General features: G+C 61.1%; 15 protein-coding genes and 2 pseudogenes. 6 read left to right on the forward strand and 11 right to left on the reverse strand.

The window, feature by feature from the left end:
• Positions 1 to 18 precede the first annotated feature (18 nt).
• Positions 19 to 1683 (reverse strand): putative bifunctional diguanylate cyclase/phosphodiesterase, encoded by a 1665-nt coding sequence (locus tag GJU48_RS23965; protein ID WP_094948724.1) that lies wholly within the window; start codon positions 1681 to 1683, stop codon positions 19 to 21.
• A 257-nt stretch (positions 1684 to 1940) separates the two neighbouring features.
• Here GJU48_RS23965 and rep point away from each other — a divergent pair, with 257 nt between their 5' ends.
• Both rep and GJU48_RS23975 read left to right on the forward strand, forming a co-directional pair.
• On the forward strand, positions 1941 to 3950 hold the full coding sequence (rep, locus tag GJU48_RS23970; RefSeq protein WP_094948723.1) for a DNA helicase Rep: 2010 nt from the start codon (positions 1941 to 1943) through the stop codon (positions 3948 to 3950).
• 58 nt (positions 3951 to 4008) lie between these two features.
• Entirely contained in the window at positions 4009 to 4581 is a 573-nt protein-coding gene (locus GJU48_RS23975; RefSeq protein ID WP_094948722.1) for a xanthine phosphoribosyltransferase, read from the forward strand.
• Between the two features lie 125 nt (positions 4582 to 4706).
• Here GJU48_RS23975 and GJU48_RS23980 read toward each other — a convergent pair whose 3' ends face one another.
• The 7 genes and pseudogenes from GJU48_RS23980 to dadA all read right to left on the reverse strand — a co-directional run bounded on the left by GJU48_RS23980 (position 4707) and on the right by dadA (position 10956).
• On the reverse strand, positions 4707 to 6629 hold the full coding sequence (locus tag GJU48_RS23980; RefSeq protein ID WP_094948721.1) for an acetyl-CoA hydrolase/transferase C-terminal domain-containing protein: 1923 nt from the start codon (positions 6627 to 6629) through the stop codon (positions 4707 to 4709).
• Positions 6630 to 6765: 136 nt separating this feature from the next.
• A pseudogene (locus tag GJU48_RS23985) lies at positions 6766 to 6858 on the reverse strand (c-type cytochrome); the annotation flags it as partial.
• A 31-nt stretch (positions 6859 to 6889) separates the two neighbouring features.
• A pseudogene (locus GJU48_RS23990) lies at positions 6890 to 7330 on the reverse strand (c-type cytochrome); the annotation flags it as partial.
• 181 nt (positions 7331 to 7511) lie between these two features.
• Complete coding sequence (locus tag GJU48_RS23995; protein ID WP_094948720.1) at positions 7512 to 8060, reverse strand: cupin domain-containing protein; 549 nt, start codon at positions 8058 to 8060, stop codon at positions 7512 to 7514.
• Positions 8061 to 8176: 116 nt separating this feature from the next.
• Positions 8177 to 9250: an alanine racemase gene (alr, locus tag GJU48_RS24000; protein ID WP_094948719.1), complete on the reverse strand. Its 1074-nt coding sequence runs from the start codon at positions 9248 to 9250 to the stop codon at positions 8177 to 8179.
• Between the two features lie 79 nt (positions 9251 to 9329).
• Positions 9330 to 9683, reverse strand: coding sequence for a RidA family protein (locus GJU48_RS24005; protein WP_034116404.1), 354 nt, complete (start codon positions 9681 to 9683; stop codon positions 9330 to 9332).
• Positions 9655 to 10956 carry a D-amino acid dehydrogenase gene (dadA, locus tag GJU48_RS24010; protein ID WP_094948718.1) on the reverse strand — a complete coding sequence of 434 codons (1302 nt, stop codon included), beginning with the start codon at positions 10954 to 10956 and terminating at the stop codon, positions 9655 to 9657. The genes GJU48_RS24005 and dadA overlap by 29 nt, the downstream gene beginning before the upstream one ends.
• 156 nt (positions 10957 to 11112) lie before the next feature.
• Here dadA and GJU48_RS24015 point away from each other — a divergent pair, with 156 nt between their 5' ends.
• Positions 11113 to 11601 (forward strand): Lrp/AsnC ligand binding domain-containing protein, encoded by a 489-nt coding sequence (locus GJU48_RS24015; RefSeq protein ID WP_003176896.1) that lies wholly within the window; start codon positions 11113 to 11115, stop codon positions 11599 to 11601.
• Positions 11602 to 11626: 25 nt separating this feature from the next.
• Here the strand turns inward: GJU48_RS24015 and GJU48_RS24020 are convergent, their stop codons facing one another.
• Entirely contained in the window at positions 11627 to 11980 is a 354-nt protein-coding gene (locus GJU48_RS24020; RefSeq protein ID WP_003176897.1) for a YkgJ family cysteine cluster protein, read from the reverse strand.
• Between the two features lie 115 nt (positions 11981 to 12095).
• Between GJU48_RS24020 and GJU48_RS24025 the strand changes: the two genes are divergently transcribed.
• Positions 12096 to 13388 carry an NAD(P)/FAD-dependent oxidoreductase gene (locus tag GJU48_RS24025; protein WP_094948717.1) on the forward strand — a complete coding sequence of 431 codons (1293 nt, stop codon included), beginning with the start codon at positions 12096 to 12098 and terminating at the stop codon, positions 13386 to 13388.
• On the opposite strand, the gene GJU48_RS24030 is transcribed toward GJU48_RS24025, so the two are convergent.
• Positions 13389 to 13613 carry a DUF1127 domain-containing protein gene (locus GJU48_RS24030; RefSeq protein ID WP_094948716.1) on the reverse strand — a complete coding sequence of 75 codons (225 nt, stop codon included), beginning with the start codon at positions 13611 to 13613 and terminating at the stop codon, positions 13389 to 13391.
• A gap of 166 nt (positions 13614 to 13779) precedes the next feature.
• On the opposite strand from GJU48_RS24030, the gene GJU48_RS24035 reads away from it, so the two are divergent.
• Positions 13780 to 15204: an aminotransferase-like domain-containing protein gene (locus tag GJU48_RS24035; protein ID WP_094948715.1), complete on the forward strand. Its 1425-nt coding sequence runs from the start codon at positions 13780 to 13782 to the stop codon at positions 15202 to 15204.
• A gap of 60 nt (positions 15205 to 15264) precedes the next feature.
• Positions 15265 to 16833: a phospholipase D family protein gene (locus GJU48_RS24040; protein ID WP_094948833.1), complete on the forward strand. Its 1569-nt coding sequence runs from the start codon at positions 15265 to 15267 to the stop codon at positions 16831 to 16833.
• Positions 16834 to 16956: 123 nt separating this feature from the next.
• On the opposite strand, the gene GJU48_RS24045 is transcribed toward GJU48_RS24040, so the two are convergent.
• Complete coding sequence (locus GJU48_RS24045) at positions 16957 to 18099, reverse strand: MFS transporter (protein ID WP_094948714.1); 1143 nt, start codon at positions 18097 to 18099, stop codon at positions 16957 to 16959.
• Positions 18100 to 18124: the final 25 nt, after the last annotated feature.

An 18124-nucleotide genomic window follows, 5' to 3' on the forward strand; every position in this document is an offset into this window, starting at 1 on the left:
GTTGATTGGGTTCGCAACCTAACCCAGCAGCGCCTGCTGGCTCTTGCCGAACGTCAAATATTCCACCAACTCCGGCAACGGCAACGGCTTGCTGATCAAGTAACCCTGGGCCTGGTCGCAGCCGAACAACCGCAACAGCGCCAGCTGCTCAGGGGTTTCCACGCCTTCGGCCACCACTTCCAGGTTGAGGTTGTGGGCCAGGTTGATCATGGCGTGCACCAGCTTGCGGTTTTCTTCGCGCTCTTCCATACCGCCGACAAAGCTCTTGTCGATCTTCAGCAAGGCAATGGGCAGGCTGTTGAGGTGCACAAACGACGAAAACCCGGTGCCGAAGTCATCCAGGGAAAACCGCACACCCAAGCGGCCGAGGGCGTCCATGGTCTGTTTGACCAAGTCACTGCGGCGCATCACGGCGGTTTCGGTCAGTTCAAACTCCAGCCACTGCGCCTCCACACCGCGCTCGGCAATCAGCCGGCTGAGGGTTGAGAGCAATTGGCTGTCCTGGAACTGGCGAAACGACAGGTTGACCGCCATGTGCAGCGGCGGCAGGCCGCGTTCGCGCAGGTTTTGCATGTCGCGCAGGGCTCGGGAGATTACCCAGTAACCCAACGGTACGATCAGGCCACTCTGTTCGGCCAACGGCACAAATTCGCTGGGCGGCAACAACCCACGCTCACCGTGGCGCCAGCGCACCAAGGCTTCCAGGCCGACGATATGCCCATCGTCCAGGTCCAGGCGCGGTTGGTAATGCAGTTCCAACTCGTCACGGCGCAACGCACGGCGCAATTCACTTTCCAGGTCGGCCAGGCTGCGCGCGTTGCGGTTGATGCGTTCGTTGAAGATATGAAACGTGCAGCCTTGGGTGCTTTTGGCTTGCTGCATGGCGATGTGCGCGTGCCACATCAACGGGTCGGCGCCGGCGCGCGCGCGGGCATGCGCCACACCCAGGCTGCAGCCGATCAGCAGGCTTTCGCCGTCGACCCAATAGGGTTCGGCCATGGCTTCGGTGATGCGTTCAGCCATCCATTCAGCACGCTGGGGCGCGCGGCGGGTATCAATCAGCAGGGCGAATTCGTCGCTGCCCAGGCGCGCCAGTTGGTCGCCAGCTTCGAGCTGGCTCTTGAGGCGCGAGACCACTTGCAGGATAAGCCGGTCACCGGCCTGGTGGCCTAATGCGTCGTTGGCATGCCGGAAATTGTCGAGGTCGAGATGGCCGAGGGCCAGGCCACGGCCTTCGTTTTCAGCCAGCCGCGCCGCCAGCAAGGTCTGGAACCCCTGGCGATTGGCGATACCGGTGAGCGGGTCCTGTTCGGCCAGGCGCTGCAAGGTGGCCTCCAGCACGCCACGCTCGCGGACATGGCGCAGGCAGCGGCGCAATATATCGGCATCCAATGCATTGAGGATCAACCAATCGCTCACGCCCACGGGCGAAACCAGCGGTTCCTGTTCCAACAGCAACACACACGGCAAGTTGCAACGGCCGGGGCCGGGTTGCAGATTGGGCGTGGTCAGTAGCACAGCAGTGTGGTCGTCATCGAACAGACGGCTCACCGAGTCCCAGTTGGGCGCGCTGATCAGCACAGCCCCATCGCCCATCGGCACCAGGCACTCGCGCAACAACGCTGCCCACGCTGGCTCATCGGCCAGTAGCAGCAAACGCAAGGGTTCGACAGGCGTAGACAAGCTAGCTCCCTAGACTCTGCAAAATTTCGTTGGCGGCCGGCATTATGACGCGCGGCCTGATAATCACCAATGATAAGGGTTATCAAATACGCTGGCTGTAAGGATTAGCCTCAAAAAGCCCCCTACATCCTGCGGCAAAGTATCAAAACCGGCAAATTTAGATCGAGTGGTACGTCACACTGTCGTTCTGTGAGAGCAGAATCCTGCGAGCCTGTTAAAATGCCCGCCCTTTTGAACAACGACTCCTAAAATTCTGTATGTCCCGACTCAATCCCCGGCAGCAAGAAGCCGTGAACTACGTCGGCGGCCCTCTATTGGTGCTCGCCGGTGCTGGCTCCGGCAAGACCAGCGTGATCACCCGCAAGATCGCGCACCTGATCCAGAACTGCGGCATCCGCGCCCAGTACATCGTCGCCATGACCTTTACCAACAAGGCGGCGCGCGAAATGAAAGAGCGTGTCGGCACGCTGCTCAAGGGCGGCGAAGGCCGTGGCCTCACGGTGTGCACGTTCCATAACCTGGGCCTGAACATCATCCGCAAGGAGCATGCGCGGCTGGGCTACAAGCCGGGCTTCTCGATCTTCGATGAGACCGATGTGAAGTCGCTGATGACTGACATCATGCAAAAGGAATACGCAGGCGACGACGGCGTAGATGAGATCAAGAACATGATCGGCGCCTGGAAAAACGACCTGATCCTGCCGCCCCAGGCCCTGGAAAACGCACGCAACCCCAAGGAACAGACCGCCGCCATTGTCTACACCCACTATCAGCGCACGCTCAAGGCGTTCAACGCAGTGGACTTCGACGACCTGATCCTGCTGCCGGTGAAACTGTTCGAGGAACACGCCGACATCCTCGAAAAATGGCAGAACAAAGTCCGCTACCTGCTGGTGGACGAGTACCAGGACACCAACGCCAGCCAATACCTGCTGGTGAAAATGCTGATCGGCAAGCGCAACCAGTTCACCGTGGTAGGCGACGACGACCAGTCGATCTACGCTTGGCGTGGCGCGCGCCCGGAAAACCTGATGCTGCTCAAGGACGACTACCCGTCCCTGAAAGTGGTGATGCTGGAGCAGAACTACCGCTCCACCAGCCGCATCCTGCGTTGCGCCAACGTGCTCATCTCCAACAATCCCCACGAGTTTGAAAAACAACTGTGGAGCGAGATGGGCCATGGCGACGAGATTCGCGTGATCCGCTGCCGCAACGAAGACGCCGAAGCCGAGCGCGTAGCCGTCGAATTGCTGACGCTGCACCTGCGTACCGATCGCCCCTACAGCGACTTTGCGATCCTGTATCGCGGCAACTACCAGGCCAAGCTGATCGAGCTGAAGCTGCAGCACCACCAGATTCCCTATCGGCTTTCGGGTGGCAACAGCTTTTTCGGACGCCAGGAAGTAAAAGACCTGATGGCCTACTTCCGCCTGATCGTGAACCCAGACGACGACAACGCCTTCCTGCGCGTGATCAACGTGCCGCGTCGGGAGATCGGCTCCACCACCCTGGAAAAGCTCGGTAACTACGCCACCGAACGCAAGATCTCGATGTACGCCGCCACCGACGAAATCGGCCTGGGCGAACACCTGGACACGCGCTTCACCGACCGCCTGTCGCGCTTCAAACGCTTCATGGACAAGGTGCGCGAGCAGTGCGCCGGCGAAGACCCGATCAGCGCGCTGCGCAGCATGGTCATGGACATCGACTATGAAAACTGGCTGCGCACCAACAGTTCCAGCGACAAAGCCGCCGATTACCGCATGGGCAACGTCTGGTTCCTGATCGAAGCGTTGAAAAACACGCTGGAGAAGGACGAAGAAGGCGAGATGACTGTCGAAGACGCCATCGGCAAGCTGGTGCTGCGCGACATGCTCGAGCGCCAGCAAGAAGAGGAAGACGGTGCCGAAGGCGTGCAGATGATGACCTTGCATGCCTCCAAGGGCTTGGAATTCCCCTACGTGTTCATCATGGGCATGGAAGAGGAAATCCTCCCGCACCGTTCCAGCATCGAAGCCGACACCATCGAAGAAGAACGGCGCCTGGCCTACGTGGGCATTACCCGCGCACGTCAGACGCTGGCCTTCACCTTTGCCGCCAAGCGCAAGCAATACGGCGAAATCATCGATTGTGCCCCCAGCCGGTTCCTTGACGAGCTACCGCCGGACGACCTGGCCTGGGAAGGCAATGACGACACCCCGACCGAGGTGAAGGCCGTTCGCGGCAACACCGCCTTGGCGGATATACGCGCGATGTTAAAGCGCTAGAATCGACTACTTTTTAATCTACTTTCGGCGCACACCGCGCCATTAGAGGAAGCTTTCCGTGGAAGCACTGCACAAGAAAATTCGCGAAGAAGGCATCGTGCTTTCCGATCAGGTACTCAAGGTCGACGCCTTTTTGAACCACCAGATCGACCCGGCGCTGATGAAACTGATCGGCGACGAATTCGCCGAGCGGTTCAAGGACTCGGGCATCACCAAGATCGTCACCATCGAAGCCTCGGGCATCGCGCCGGCGATCATGACTGGCCTGAACCTTGGCGTACCGGTGATTTTTGCCCGCAAGCAGCAATCCCTGACGCTGACGGAAAACCTGCTGTCGGCGACCGTGTATTCCTTCACCAAGAAGGTCGAAAGCACCGTGGCGATCTCCCCGCGCCACCTGACCAGCAGCGACCGCGTGCTGGTGATCGATGACTTCCTGGCCAACGGCAAGGCGTCCCAGGCGCTGATCTCGATCATCAAGCAAGCCGGCGCGACTGTCGCGGGCTTGGGGATTGTGATCGAGAAGTCGTTCCAGGGTGGCCGTGCGGAGCTGGATGCGCAGGGTTATCGGGTTGAGTCGCTGGCACGGGTGAAGTCGCTGGCTGGCGGCGTTGTGACCTTTATCGAGTAATCGATAACACCCCAAATAATTGGGGTGGGCACAAGTCAAAATGGGGCCCGACAGTCGACATCTCTGTCGCCTGACACCTCGCTATCGCAGGCAAGCCAGCTCCCACATTTGATTTGTGGTGCCTGTCAGTGCGCGGTGGCCTGCAGGCCGGCGAGCAGCAAACGCTGGTAAAGATCCTCTTTCAGCCCGTCCGGCTTATCCAACCGCATCCGCTCCAGATGCTTGGGAAACACCTGCGGCTCCGGTGCGTCCAGCGCCGCCTTGCCCAGCTCCAGAATCTCCGTCAGCTTAAATTTGCTCTTGAGCCAGTTCAGCGCCCGCAACAGATCCTTTTCCTCATCCGTGAAATCGGTGCCCAACGGATACTCCGGAAACAAACGGCGATGCCGCGCCTGAATATCCTGGAGCCGCTGCGGCGTGTTGTCAGCAAAGCGAGGGTCCAGCTGGAAATCCTTGGGCAACTTGCCGGCCTTCTGCGCCTGTTCGATCAAATCGCCCTGGAACCTGGAGTCGGTGATATTCAGCAGCGCCTCAATCACTTTGGCATCCGTCTGCCCACGCAAATCGGCAATCCCGTACTCGGTGATGACGATATCGCGCAGGTGACGAGGAATGGTGCAGTGGCCGTATTCCCAGACAATAGTGGAACTGACCTCCCCCGCCGACTCACGCCAACTGCGCAGGATCAGGATCGAACGCGCGCCTTCCAGGGCATGGCCCTGGGCAACAAAGTTGTACTGCCCACCGACGCCGCTGAGCACACGGCCACCTTCCAGCTGATCCGCCACACCTGCACCGAGCAGCGTCACCACGATCGCGCTGTTGATAAACCGCGCGTCCAGGCGCTGCAGGCGCTTGAGCTCTTCCTGACCGTAGAGCTCGTTGATGTAGCTGATGCGGGTCATGTTGAATTCCAGGCGCTTGGCGTGAGTCATTTCCTGCAAGCGCTGGTAAAAACTGCGCGGCCCGAGGAAGAAGCCACCGTGAATCGAGACGCCGTCGGGCTGCGCCGCATCGTCCAGGGTGCCGGCGTTGGCTTGCTCCTGAGTCGCCACATCCGGGTAGACCTTGCGACGGATAATCCCGGCATCGGCCAGTACCAGCAGGCCGTTGACGAACATTTCGCTGCAACCGTACAAGCCATGGGCGAACGGCGCGACGCCGCCTTCATGGCTGATCAGCGGCGCCCATTGGTACACATCGAGGTCGGTCAACAGCAGCCGATAGGCGTCGTTATCGGCCTGACGCGCCAGCAAGGCGGCGGTCAGCGCATCGCCCATGGAGCCGATGCCGATCTGCAAGGTGCCGCCATCGCGCACCAAGGTACTGGCATGCAGACCGATAAAGTGGTCCTGAAAACCCACGGGCATGTTCGGTGTGGAGAACAACGTGGTGCTGTCCTTTTCGTCGATCAGGTAGTCGAACGCATCCATGCCCAGTTCGGCATCGCCGGGCATGTAGGGTAAATCGCTGTGAACTTGGCCAACGATCAGGATGGTTTCGCCAGCTTGGCGGCGCTTCTCGATCATGGGCAGCAGGTCGAGGGTGATATCGGGATTGCAGCTCAGGCTCAGGCGATCAGGATGCTCAGTGCTGCTGGCCACCAGCTGCGCCACCAGATTGAGGCCAGCGGCGTTGATGTCGCGGGCGGCATGGCTGTAATTGCTGCTGACGTAATCCTGCTGCGCCGATGCGCTGTGAAGCAGGCTGCCGGGCTGCATGAAGAACTGCTGCACGCGGATGTTGTTCGGCAGGCTGTCCTTGTGCAGGTCAGCGAGAAAATCCAGTTCAGGGTAATCACCGAACACCCGCTCGATAAAGGGTTCGAGAAAGCGTTTTTGCAAACCATCGCCCATGGTTGGGCGGCCCAAGGCCAGCGCGGTGTAGATCGTCAGCGCCCGCTCCGGCAACGTAGCGATGCGCCGGTACAGCGCGTTGACGAACAGGTTGGGCTTGCCCAAGCCAAGGGGCATGCCCATGTGGATATGCGCGGGCAAACGCGCCAGTACGTCGTCAACTGCTTGCTCGATTGAACACAACTGCACCATCCGACCCTCCTGAACATTCCATGATTAGGGGTTGGACCGAGCTTGCCGGGTCTTTGCTGCAATGAACAGCCTCTAAGTACAAATCCCAAGCACAAAAAAGCCGCTGGTCAGCGGCTTTTTGGCGAAGATCGGCAATTTACAGCCCTGACATCTTCTTGATCGCACCCTCAAGGTCCTCAAGGCTGCAGTCAGCACAAGTCCCCATCGGAGGCATAGCGTTCAAGCCATGCTTGGCGACCTGGGCCAACCCCTTGGTCCCACATCTTCTTGATCGCACCCTCAAGGTCCTCAAGGCTGCAGTCAGCACAAGTCCCCATCGGAGGCATAGCGTTCAAGCCATGCTTGGCGACCTGGGCCAACCCCTTGGTCCCTTTCTGCGGATCCTCAATTTTGAGCTCCGCCAATACAGTATCCAAATGACCTAACCGCTCCTTCCAGGCAGCGGTATCACCGATCTTCGGAGCATTCAGCAGGCCGGTGCCGTGGCATGCGTTGCAGTGCTTGGCGACTACGTCATCCGGCGTTTTTGCACCGCCGCCGCCACCGACTGCCACCGCCACTTCCATGCCTTTGCATTCCTGGCCCTGAACACAGACTTGGCCGACAGGCTCCAGGCGCTTGGCAATTTCATCATTGGTCGCAGCTTGGGCGCTGACAGCCCATAGGGCCAGTACGGTTGCTGGTGCAGCCAGCATTTTCATAATTAGGTTCACGCGTTCACCCTCAATGGTGGCTATTCACGCCTGCGGCCACGGTTTCGCAGGCGGCGAAAGTATAACGGTTAGCCCGTCCGGCTGAAACAACCCTATTAACTAAAGGGAAATTCAGTCATACGGAATACTGCTCGGGTGCCTCTGCAACGCTGGCAGGACGCCTCTTTTGTTAAAAGTTCGCGGGTGTGGCTGCGCTGATTAGTCGCGCCGGCACATCGAACGGGTTGCGAAAACGATGCGGCTTGGTGCTTTCAAAGTAGTAGCTATCGCCGGCTTCGAGCACAAAAGTTTCAATACCGACCACTAATTCAAGGCGACCTTCCACCAGAATCCCGGTTTCTTCACCTTCGTGGGTGAGCATTTCTTCGCCGGTGTCGGCGCCCGGCGGGTAAATCTCATTGAGAAACGCAATCGCCCGGCTCGGGTGCGCGCGACCGACCAGTTTCATGGTGACGGCGCCGTCAGAGATGTCGATCAGCTCATTGGCTTTATAGACGATTTGGGTCGGTTTTTCCTGGAGGATCTCCTCGGAAAAGAACTCGACCATGGACATGGGGATACCGCCCAGCACCTTGCGCAAGGAGCTGATCGAGGGGCTGACACTGTTTTTTTCGATCATCGAAATGGTGCTGTTGGTGACACCCGCGCGCTTGGCGAGCTCGCGCTGGGAAAGACCCTTCAGTTTACGGATGGATTGCAGTCGTTCGCCGACGTCCAATGCGGGAGCCTCCTAGGATTCAGGCGTTGTTGTAATTGAGCGTTATCATGGCGACAGCGTTCAGTATTTACAACACTTGGACCTAAATCCTGGCCGGCCCCACTCGTCGGCGGCGTTCAAGCCCCGGAATAGAGCCTTGGCACGCGGCGCAGGTTGCAGAAGATCTGGTAGGGAATGGTCTCGGCGGCAGCCGCGACGTCACTGGCGAGGATATTTTTGCCCCACAGCTCTACCGTGGAGCCAAGCCCGGCCTGGGGCACGTCGGTCAGGTCGACACACAGCATGTCCATGGACACGCGGCCCAGCAATTGGCTGCGCTGCCCCGCCACCAGCACCGGCGTGCCGGTCGGCGCGTGGCGTGGGTAACCGTCGGCATAGCCCATGGCAACCACGCCAATGCGCATCGGCTTTGGCGTGATGAACTTGGCGCCGTAGCCCACCGGCTCACCGGCCGGCAGTTCCCGCACGCAGATGACTTTGGACTCCAGGGTCATCACCGGCTGCAAACGCGCGGCGATGGCCTGGTCTTCACCAAACGGCGTGGCGCCGTAGAGCATGATGCCCGGGCGCACCCAGTCGCTGGACATGCTCGGCCAACCCATCACCGACGGCGAGTTGCGCAGGCTGACTTCCGCCGACAAGCCTTGGCGCGCCGCCTCAAATACTTCGACTTGTTCATTGCTACGTACACAGTCGAGCTCGTCGGCGCGGGCGAAGTGACTCATCAATACGATTTTTGCCACTTTACCGCTGGCCAGCAGCCGCTGATAAGCCTCGTGGTAATCCTTGGGGTGCAGGCCAACACGGTGCATGCCCGAATCCAGCTTGAGCCAGATAGTCAGCGGTTTGCTCAGCCGGGCTTGCTCGATCGCGTCCAACTGCCACAGCGAATGCACCACGCACCACACATCATGCTCGATGATCAGAGGCAGCTCGTCGGCTTCGAAGAAACCTTCCAGCAGCAGTACCGGCGCGCGAATCCCGGCGGCCCGCAGTTCCAACGCCTCTTCGATGCACGCCACGGCAAACCCGTCGGCTTCGGCTTCGAGCGCCTGGGCCACGCGCACGGCGCCATGGCCATAGGCATCGGCCTTGACCACGGCGAGGGCCTTGGCCCCCGTGACTTCACGGGCCAATTGGTAGTTGTGGCGCAGGGCTTGGAGGTCGATCAGGGCACGGGCAGGACGCATGGCGGCAGGCTTCTAGGCGGCAGAGTGAAGAAAAACCGGCACCGACCAACAACGTCGGCGCCGGGAGAGGGATCTGGGTTTAAGGCAGCGCGGCCACGACGGACAGCTCTACCAGAATTTCCGGTTCGCACAGCTTGGCTTCGACCGTGGCACGGGCCGGGGCGACGCCTTTAGGCAGCCACTTGTCCCACACCGCGTTCATACCGGCGAAGTCGGCGTCGATGTCTTTCAGGTAGATCGTCACCGACAGCAACTTGGTTTTGTCGGTGCCGGCCAAGTCCAGCAGACGCTCGATATTGGCCAGGGTTTCACGGGTCTGCTGTTCAATCCCGGCACTCATGTCGTCGCCGACTTGCCCTGCCAGATACACGGTACCGCTGTGAACAACGATCTGGCTCATGCGCTCATTGGTGAGCTGGCGCTGGATGGACATGTTTTGCGGACTCCTGGTGGTTGCCGTAACGGGAAATATCGAGGCCTTCGGCGCTGATCTGTGGCGTCCTCGAAGCCATCAGGTCGGCCAACAAACGACCAGAGCCACAGGCCATGGTCCAGCCGAGCGTGCCGTGGCCGGTATTCAGGAACAGGTTCTTGAAGGGCGTGGCACCGACAATCGGCGTGCCGTCGGGTGTGGTCGGGCGCAGGCCGGTCCAGAACGTGGCTTCGGTCAAATCGCCGCCCTGAGGATAAAGGTCGTTGACGATCATCTCCAGGGTTTCGCGTCGACGCGGGTTAAGCGACAGGTCAAAACCGGCTATTTCAGCCATGCCGCCGACGCGGATGCGGTTGTCGAAACGGGTGATCGCGACCTTGTAGGTCTCGTCGAGAATGGTCGAAGTCGGCGCCATCGCCGGGTTGGTGATCGGCACGGTCAGCGAGTAACCCTTGAGCGGGTACACCGGCGCCTTGATCCCCAGCGGCTTGAGCAGTTTCGACGAGTAGCTGCCCAGAGCCAGCACGTAGCGGTCGGCGGTTTCCAGCTTGCCGTCGACCCACACGCCGTTGATACGGTCGCCTGCGTAGTCGAGGCGCTGGATGTCCTGATCGAAGCGAAATTCCACGCCCAGCTGTTTGCACATCTCCACCAGGCGCGTGGTGAACATCTGGCAGTCGCCCGTCTGGTCATTCGGCAGGCGCAGGGCGCCAGCGAGGATGTCGGTGACACTGGCCAATGCTGGCTCAACGCGGGCGATACCGGCCCGGTCGAGCAACTCGAACGGCACGCCGGATTCTTTCAGCACGGCGATGTCTTTGGCCGCGCCATCCAGTTGGGCCTGGGTGCGGAACAGTTGAGTCGTACCGAGGCTGCGGCCTTCGTAGGCAATGCCGGTTTCAGCGCGCAGCTCGTCGAGGCAGTCGCGGCTGTACTCGGACAGGCGGACCATACGTTCCTTGTTCACCGCATAGCGGCTGGCCGTGCAGTTGCGCAGCATCTGCGCCATCCACAGGTATTGATCGATATCGGTGGTGGCCTTGATCGCCAGCGGCGCGTGGCGTTGCAGCAACCACTTGATCGCCTTGAGCGGCACGCCCGGCGCGGCCCATGGCGAGGCATACCCTGGAGACACTTGGCCGGCGTTGGCGAAACTGGTTTCCATGGCAGCAGCAGGCTGACGGTCGACCACAACGACTTCAAAGCCGGCCCGCGCCAAATAGTAGGCACTGGTCACCCCAATGACGCCGCTACCCAAGACCAGAACGCGCATTTTTATATCCTCATCACGGGCTTAGCCGCTGACGTGTGTTATTCGAGCAATGATGAGCGCAGTGTAAAAAACAATGACCAGTGCATTTCACTATATAAATGCCTATATTTGGCGACAATTCTCGGCAAAAACCCTTTTCACAGAGGCGTATCCCCTATGCGTACCAACACCCAGACCAAGCGGGAGCTGGACAAGATCGACCGCAATATCCTGCGCATCCTGCAAACCGACGGGCGTATTTCGTTCACGGAGCTGGGTGAAAAAGTCGGGCTGTCGACCACGCCGTGCACCGAACGCGTACGCCGCCTGGAGCGCGAAGGGATCATCATGGGCTACAACGCGCGGCTCAACCCGCAGCATTTGAAGGGGAGTTTGCTGGTATTTGTCGAGATCAGCCTCGATTACAAGTCCGGCGACACTTTTGAAGAGTTCCGCCGTGCGGTGTTGAAACTGCCGCATGTGCTGGAGTGCCACCTGGTGTCAGGCGACTTCGACTACTTGGTGAAAGCGCGGATTTCCGAGATGGCCTCGTACCGCAAATTGCTGGGCGATATCTTGCTCAAGCTGCCCCATGTGCGGGAATCCAAGAGTTATATCGTGATGGAAGAGGTGAAAGAGAGCCTGAACCTGCCGATCCCGGATTAACGGATACGCCGCGATCAAGGTGGCTCTAGACCAGCACCTGCCGGGTGCTCGCCATGTATTCATGGATCTGCTTTTCTACTCGCGGATGAATCAGCTCCACCGGCCCCCGCCCATTGGGGCACGGCAAGGTCTTGGTGGTACCAAACAACCGACAGATCAACGGCCGCTCGTCATACACCGTGCAGCCATTTGGCCCGAGGTGTACGCAGTTCAGCTCGTCCATGGCCGCGTCCTGCTCAGCAGCGGTCTTACGTGGCAGTCGCGACATTTCTTCGGGCGATGTGGTCACCGGCCCACAGCAGTCGTGGCAGCCGGGGACGCACTCGAACGAAGGAATCTGTCGGCGCAGCGCGCTGATTTTCTGGCTGTTGCAACTCATCGAAACACGTACCGAACGGCGAATAGGCGTTGATTCTGACGCAAAACGCCCTGCGCAGACAGCTTCGTCCGACCGCTGTATCCTGCGTCAAATTTTCCAAACAGGGATGCTCCCCATGACCGCCAGCGCCCGGCACACCGCTTCCTACTACGCCGCCAGCAGCGTCCCACAACCCGACTGCCCGGCGTTGGCGGGCGAAGTCAGCGCCGATGTGTGCGTGATTGGCGGTGGTTATTCCGGGCTTAACACGGCGCTGGAGCTGGCCGAGCGCGGTTTTAGCGTGGTGTTGCTGGAGGCGCGCAAAATCGGCTGGGGCGCCAGTGGCCGTAATGGCGGCCAGCTGATTCGTGGCGTCGGCCATGGCCTGGACCAGTTCGCCAATGTGATCGGCAGCGACGGCGTACGCCAGATGAAGCTGATGGGCCTGGAAGCCGTGGAGATCGTGCGCGAACGCGTCGAGCGCTATCAGATCCCCTGCGACCTGACGTGGGGCTATTGCGACCTGGCGAACAAACCTCAGCATCTGCACGACCTGGCCGAGGACGCCGAAGAATTGCGCAGCCTCGGCTATCGCCATGAAGTGCGCCTGCTGCAAGCCAGCGAGATGAGCAGCGTGGTCGGCTCTGACCGCTACGTGGGCGGCATGATCGACATGGGCTCCGGCCACCTGCACCCGCTGAACCTGGCCCTCGGTGAAGCCGCCGCCGCGCAGCAGTTGGGCGTGAAGCTGTTCGAGCAGTCCGAAGTGACGCGCATCGACTACGGCCCCGAGGTCAACGTGCACACCGCCCTTGGCAATGTGCGCGCCAAGACCCTGGTGCTGGCCTGTAACGCTTACCTCAATGGCCTGAACCCACACCTGAGCGGCAAAGTGCTGCCCGCCGGCAGTTACATCATCGCCACCGAGCCGTTGAGCGAAGCACAAGCCGCCAACCTGTTGCCGCAGAACATGGCTGTGTGTGATCAGCGGGTGACGGTGGATTACTTCCGGTTATCCGCCGACCGCCGCCTGTTGTTTGGCGGTGCCTGCCACTATTCCGGACGCGACCCTCAGGACATCGGCGCCTACATGCGCCCGAAGATGCTCAAGGTGTTTCCACAACTGGCCGACGTGAAGATCGACTACCAGTGGGGCGGCATGATCGGCATCGGCGCCAACCGCCTGCCGCAGATTGGCCGGCTGGCCGACCAGCCTAACGTGTATTACGCCCAGGCCTACGCCGGCCACGGCCTCAACGCCACGCACCTGGCCGGCAAGCTGCTGGCCGAGGCGATCCGCGGCCAGCAGCAGGGCCGTTTCGATTTGTTCGCCCAGGTGCCGCACATCACCTTCCCCGGCGGTAAACATTTGCGTTCGCCGCTGCTGGCGCTGGGGATGCTCTGGCACCGGTTCAAAGAGCTGATCTGATCAATCGCGCCAGAACGGTTTCAGGCCTTCCTGGCGCGCTTGTTCGGCGGTCAGCCCAACGTCGCGCAGTTGCTCGCGGGTCAAATGCAGCAAGGCTTTGCGCGTGTGGCGGCGGTGCCAGAACAGGCTCCATCGGCTGATATCGCGCGGCGCCGTCCCCCGCTCCTGCCCTGCCTGCAACTCCTGACTGTGTAGCATCAGACGCACATCGCTTATGCCGCTCATTTTGCTGCCCCTCATTTGCTTGTTGCCATGAGTGACTAGAGTGAGCGCGCACGCCAAACCATTACAGATTCAACCCATCTTTATTAAATCCATACAGATGCTGCCCAAGGGTGCCTGAATCCTGTATTTTCCCGGTATCTGTACTGGTCCCTCGGGAGTGACCGCCATGACCCTTTACGTCAACCTCGCCGAATTGCTGGGCACTCGCATCGAACAGGGCTTCTACCGCCCCGGCGATCGTTTGCCCTCTGTACGAGCCTTGAGCGTGGAACACGGGGTCAGCCTGAGCACCGTGCAACAAGCCTATCGCTTGCTGGAAGACAACGGCCTGGCAATGCCCAAGCCCAAGTCCGGCTACTTTGTACCCGTTGGGCGCGAGCTGCCGGCGCTGCCCGAGGTAGGCCGCCCGGCCCAGCGCCCGGTGGAGATTTCCCAGTGGGATCAGGTGCTGGAACTGATTCGCGCGGTGCCCCGCAAAGACGTCATACAGATGGGCCGGGGCATGCCGGATGTATTGTCGCCGACCCTGAAACCCTTGCTGCGCAGCCTTGCACGGGTGAGTCGCCGCCAGGATCTGCCGGGGCTGTATTACGACAACATCCTCGGCTGTATGGAATTACGCGAACAGATTGCGCGACTGTCATTGGATTCCGGCTGCCAACTGACGGCCGAAGACATTGTGATCACCACAGGTTGCCACGAGGCGCTGTCCGCCAGCATCCATGCCATTTGCGAGCCGGGCGATATCGTTGCCGTGGACTCGCCGAGCTTCCATGGCGCCATGCAGACCCTCAAGGGCCTGGGCATGAAAGCCTTGGAAATCCCGACGGACCCGGTCACTGGCATCAGCCTCGAAGCACTGGAGCTTGCCCTGGAACAGTGGCCGATCAAGGTCATCCAGCTGACGCCCAACTGCAATAACCCCTTGGGCTACATCATGCCGGAGGCGCGCAAACGCGCGTTGCTGACCCTGGCCCAGCGCTTTGACGTGGCGATCATCGAAGACGATGTGTATGGCGAGTTGGCCTACAGCTACCCACGCCCACGCACGATCAAATCCTTCGACGAGGACGGCCGCGTGCTGCTGTGCAGCTCGTTCTCGAAAACCCTGGCGCCAGGCTTGCGTATCGGCTGGGTTGCGCCCGGGCGATACCTGGAGCGGGTGCTGCACATGAAATACATCAGCACCGGTTCCACTGCGACCCAACCGCAGATCGCCATCGCCGAATTCCTCAAAAACGGCCACTTCGAGCCACATTTGCGGCGGATGCGCACCCAATACCAGCGTAATCGCGACCTGATGCTCGACTGGGTCAGCCGCTATTTCCCGGCAGGCACACGCGCCAGTCGGCCCCAGGGCAGCTTCATGCTGTGGATCGAGCTGCCAGAAGGCTTCGACACCCTCAAGCTCAACCGCGTGCTAGTGGAACAAGGCGTACAGGTGGCGGTGGGCAGCATTTTTTCCGCTTCCGGCAAGTACCGTAACTGCCTGCGCATGAACTACGCTGCCAAGCCAACCGCGCAGATCGAAGAAGCGGTGCGCAAGGTCGGCGCCGCCGCGATCAAGATGCTTGCCGAGGCGTCAGACTGACCTTTCGCCGGAATTGGCCGTCATATGCCCAACCGCCCTGACCTGGAAGCAGCGCCCTTGATGACTCGACGGCTTTTACCGTTTTTCCTGCTGGGCGCCCTGGCCCTGGGCGGCTGCGCTACGGTCGATACGCCGCGCGTGCCCAGCGACGCCCTGCCCGCCGCCCAATCGTCGTTCGGCCGCTCGATCCAGGCGCAGGCGGCGCCGTATCAGGGCCGCTCAGGCTTTCGCCTGCTGCCCAACAGCAGTGAAGCCTTCATGGCCCGCGCCGAACTGATCCGTAACGCCCAAAGCAGCCTCGACCTGCAGTACTACATCGTCCACGACGGCATCAGCACGCGCATGCTGGTGGATGAACTGCTCAAGGCCGCCGACCGTGGCGTGCGCGTGCGCATCCTGCTGGACGACACCACCAGCGATGGCCTCGACCAGATCATCGCCACCCTCGCCGCCCACCCACAGATTGAAATCCGCCTGTTCAACCCGCTGCACCTGGGCCGCAGCACCGGCGTGACGCGGGCCATGGGCCGATTGTTCAACCTGTCGCTGCAACACCGGCGCATGCACAACAAGCTGTGGCTGGCGGACAACAGCGTGGCGATTGTCGGCGGGCGCAACCTGGGCGACGAGTATTTCGACGCCGAGCCCAACCTGAACTTCACCGATATCGACATGCTCAGCGTCGGCCCGGTGGCTGAGCAGCTCGGCCACAGTTTTGATCAGTACTGGAACAGCGCGCTGAGCAAGCCGATTGATGACTTCGTCTCCAACGCCCCGTCCAAACGCGACCTGGCCGCCGCACGTGTGCGCCTGCACGACTCGCTGGCCGAATCACGCCAGCAGAATCACACCCTGTATAACCGCTTGCGCACCTACCAGACCCAGCCGCGCATGGACATCTGGCGCCGCGAGCTGATCTGGGCCTGGAACCAGGCGTTGTGGGACGCGCCGAGCAAGGTGCTGGCCAAGGCCGACCCCGACCCGCGCTTGCTGCTCACCACCCAACTGGCGCCGGAGCTGGAAGGCGTCAACCATGAGCTGATCATGATTTCGGCGTACTTCGTGCCCGGCCAGCCTGGGCTGGTGTACCTGACCGGCCGCGCCGATGCGGGGGTGTCGGTGAGCCTGCTGACCAACTCACTGGAGGCCACCGACGTACCGGCCGTGCACGGCGGCTATGCGCCGTATCGCAAGGCGCTGCTGGAGCACGGCGTAAAACTTTATGAGCTGCGCCGCCAACCCGGCGACCCCAGCGCCGGCAGCGGCCCGCACTTGTTTCGCCGAGGCGCCTTCCACGGCTCGGACTCCAGCCTGCACAGCAAGGCGATGATCTTTGATCGGGAGAAGTCGTTTATCGGCTCATTCAACTTCGACCCACGTTCAGTGCTGTGGAACACCGAAGTCGGCGTGCTGGTGGACAGCCCCGAACTGGCGGAGCACGTTCGCAACCTGGCGTTGCAAGGCATGGCACCGGCCTTGAGCTACCAGGCGAAACTGCAGGACGGGCAAGTGGTGTGGGTGACCGAAGATAACGGCCAATTGCACACACTGACCGATGAACCCGGCAGTTGGTGGCGCCGGTTCAATGCCTGGTTCGCCACGTCAGTCGGCCTGGAGCGGATGCTTTAAGGACAGAGTAGATCCCTGTGGGCGCCGGGCTTGCCCGCGATGGCGGAGTGTCAGGCACTGTATTGGCAGCTGACACACCACTATCGCAGGCAAGCCAGCTCCCACGGTTGATTGCATTTCAGGTCAGGCCGGTTGCGCGACGCCAAACGCGCCCTGGCGCAACAACAACACCACCAGCCCCAACGCCCCGGCTGCCATCAGCCACGGCAATGCATGCCCGCTGATCCACTGGCTGCCCGCACCGGCCACCAGCGGCCCGATCAGGCAACCGATGCCCCACAACTGCGCCACGTGGGCATTGGCGCGCACCAGCGCATCGTCGCGGTAACGCTCGCCGATCAGGATCAGCGACAAGGTGAACAACCCACCGGCACTGGCGCCGAAGACCACCCACACCGGCCAGATCAGCGGCGTGTGCAGTAACAGCGGAATCGCCAGGCTGGAGGCCAGCAACAGCAGCGCACAGCTCAAGAACAGCGTGCGTCGCGGCAGATAGTCGGCCAATGCGCCAATGGGCAATTGCAGCAACGCATCGCCGACCACCACCGTACTGACCATGGCCAAAGCAATCTCGGCCGTGAAACCTTGCTGCAGGCAATACACCGGCAGCAGCGTCAGAATCATCGCCTCGAATGCAGCGAACAACGCCACCGCCCAGGCAATCGCCGGCAGGCCCCGGCAAAAACGCCACAGATCGCCGAAGGTGACGCTGAAGGATTCGGCCGTCGGCGCACCGGAACGCCCGAGCAACAGCAGCGGCGCGACCATCAACAGGCCCACGCCCACCCAGAAGCCGTAATCATGGTCGGTGCCGAGCACGCCCAGCAGCAATGGCCCCGACAATTGGCTCAAGGCATACGTGCAGCCATACAGCGCGACCAAGCGGCCACGCCACTGCTCCACCACCAACTGGTTGATCCAGCTTTCACCGAGGATAAACACGATGGTCAGGATCACCCCGATCATCAGCCGCAGCACCAGCCAGACCGGGTAGCTGGGCAGGATTGCCAGCAGGCCGATGGACACTGCACCGGCCCACAGGCACAAGCGCATCAGGTTGGCGGTGCCCAGCCATGAAGCCATGCGGCTGGAGACCTTCGCGCCCAGTAGCACGCCGAAGGCCGGCATGGCTGCCATCACCCCAATGGCGAAACTGCCGTAGCCCCAGCTTTCCAGGCGCAGGGACACCAGCGGCATGCTGACGCCCAGGGCCAGGCCAACGCTGAGTACCGAGGCCAGGACGGCGAAATAAGTCGCCCAACGCATTTCCACGCTCCTGTGGATAATTTCT

The sequence above is a fragment of the Pseudomonas sp. IB20 genome (assembly GCF_009707325.1).
GTDB lineage: Bacteria > Pseudomonadota > Gammaproteobacteria > Pseudomonadales > Pseudomonadaceae > Aquipseudomonas.

Bases quoted from the DNA above. Each gene is read 5' to 3' on its own strand.
- GJU48_RS24045 (WP_094948714.1), bottom strand. From the start codon at position 18,099: ATGCGTTGGGCGACTTATTTCGCCGTCCTGGCCTCGGTACTCAGCGTT.
- alr (WP_094948719.1), bottom strand. From the start codon at position 9,250: ATGCGTCCTGCCCGTGCCCTGATCGACCTCCAAGCCCTGCGCCACAAC.
- dadA (WP_094948718.1), bottom strand. From the start codon at position 10,956: ATGCGCGTTCTGGTCTTGGGTAGCGGCGTCATTGGGGTGACCAGTGCC.
- GJU48_RS24030 (WP_094948716.1), bottom strand. From the start codon at position 13,613: ATGAGCGGCATAAGCGATGTGCGTCTGATGCTACACAGTCAGGAGTTG.
- GJU48_RS24015 (WP_003176896.1), top strand. From the start codon at position 11,113: ATGCGTACCAACACCCAGACCAAGCGGGAGCTGGACAAGATCGACCGC.
- GJU48_RS24040 (WP_094948833.1), top strand. From the start codon at position 15,265: ATGACTCGACGGCTTTTACCGTTTTTCCTGCTGGGCGCCCTGGCCCTG.
- GJU48_RS23980 (WP_094948721.1), bottom strand. From the start codon at position 6,629: ATGGTGCAGTTGTGTTCAATCGAGCAAGCAGTTGACGACGTACTGGCG.
- GJU48_RS24020 (WP_003176897.1), bottom strand. From the start codon at position 11,980: ATGAGTTGCAACAGCCAGAAAATCAGCGCGCTGCGCCGACAGATTCCT.
- GJU48_RS24035 (WP_094948715.1), top strand. From the start codon at position 13,780: ATGACCCTTTACGTCAACCTCGCCGAATTGCTGGGCACTCGCATCGAA.
- GJU48_RS24005 (WP_034116404.1), bottom strand. From the start codon at position 9,683: ATGTCCATCCAGCGCCAGCTCACCAATGAGCGCATGAGCCAGATCGTT.
- GJU48_RS24025 (WP_094948717.1), top strand. From the start codon at position 12,096: ATGACCGCCAGCGCCCGGCACACCGCTTCCTACTACGCCGCCAGCAGC.
- rep (WP_094948723.1), top strand. From the start codon at position 1,941: ATGTCCCGACTCAATCCCCGGCAGCAAGAAGCCGTGAACTACGTCGGC.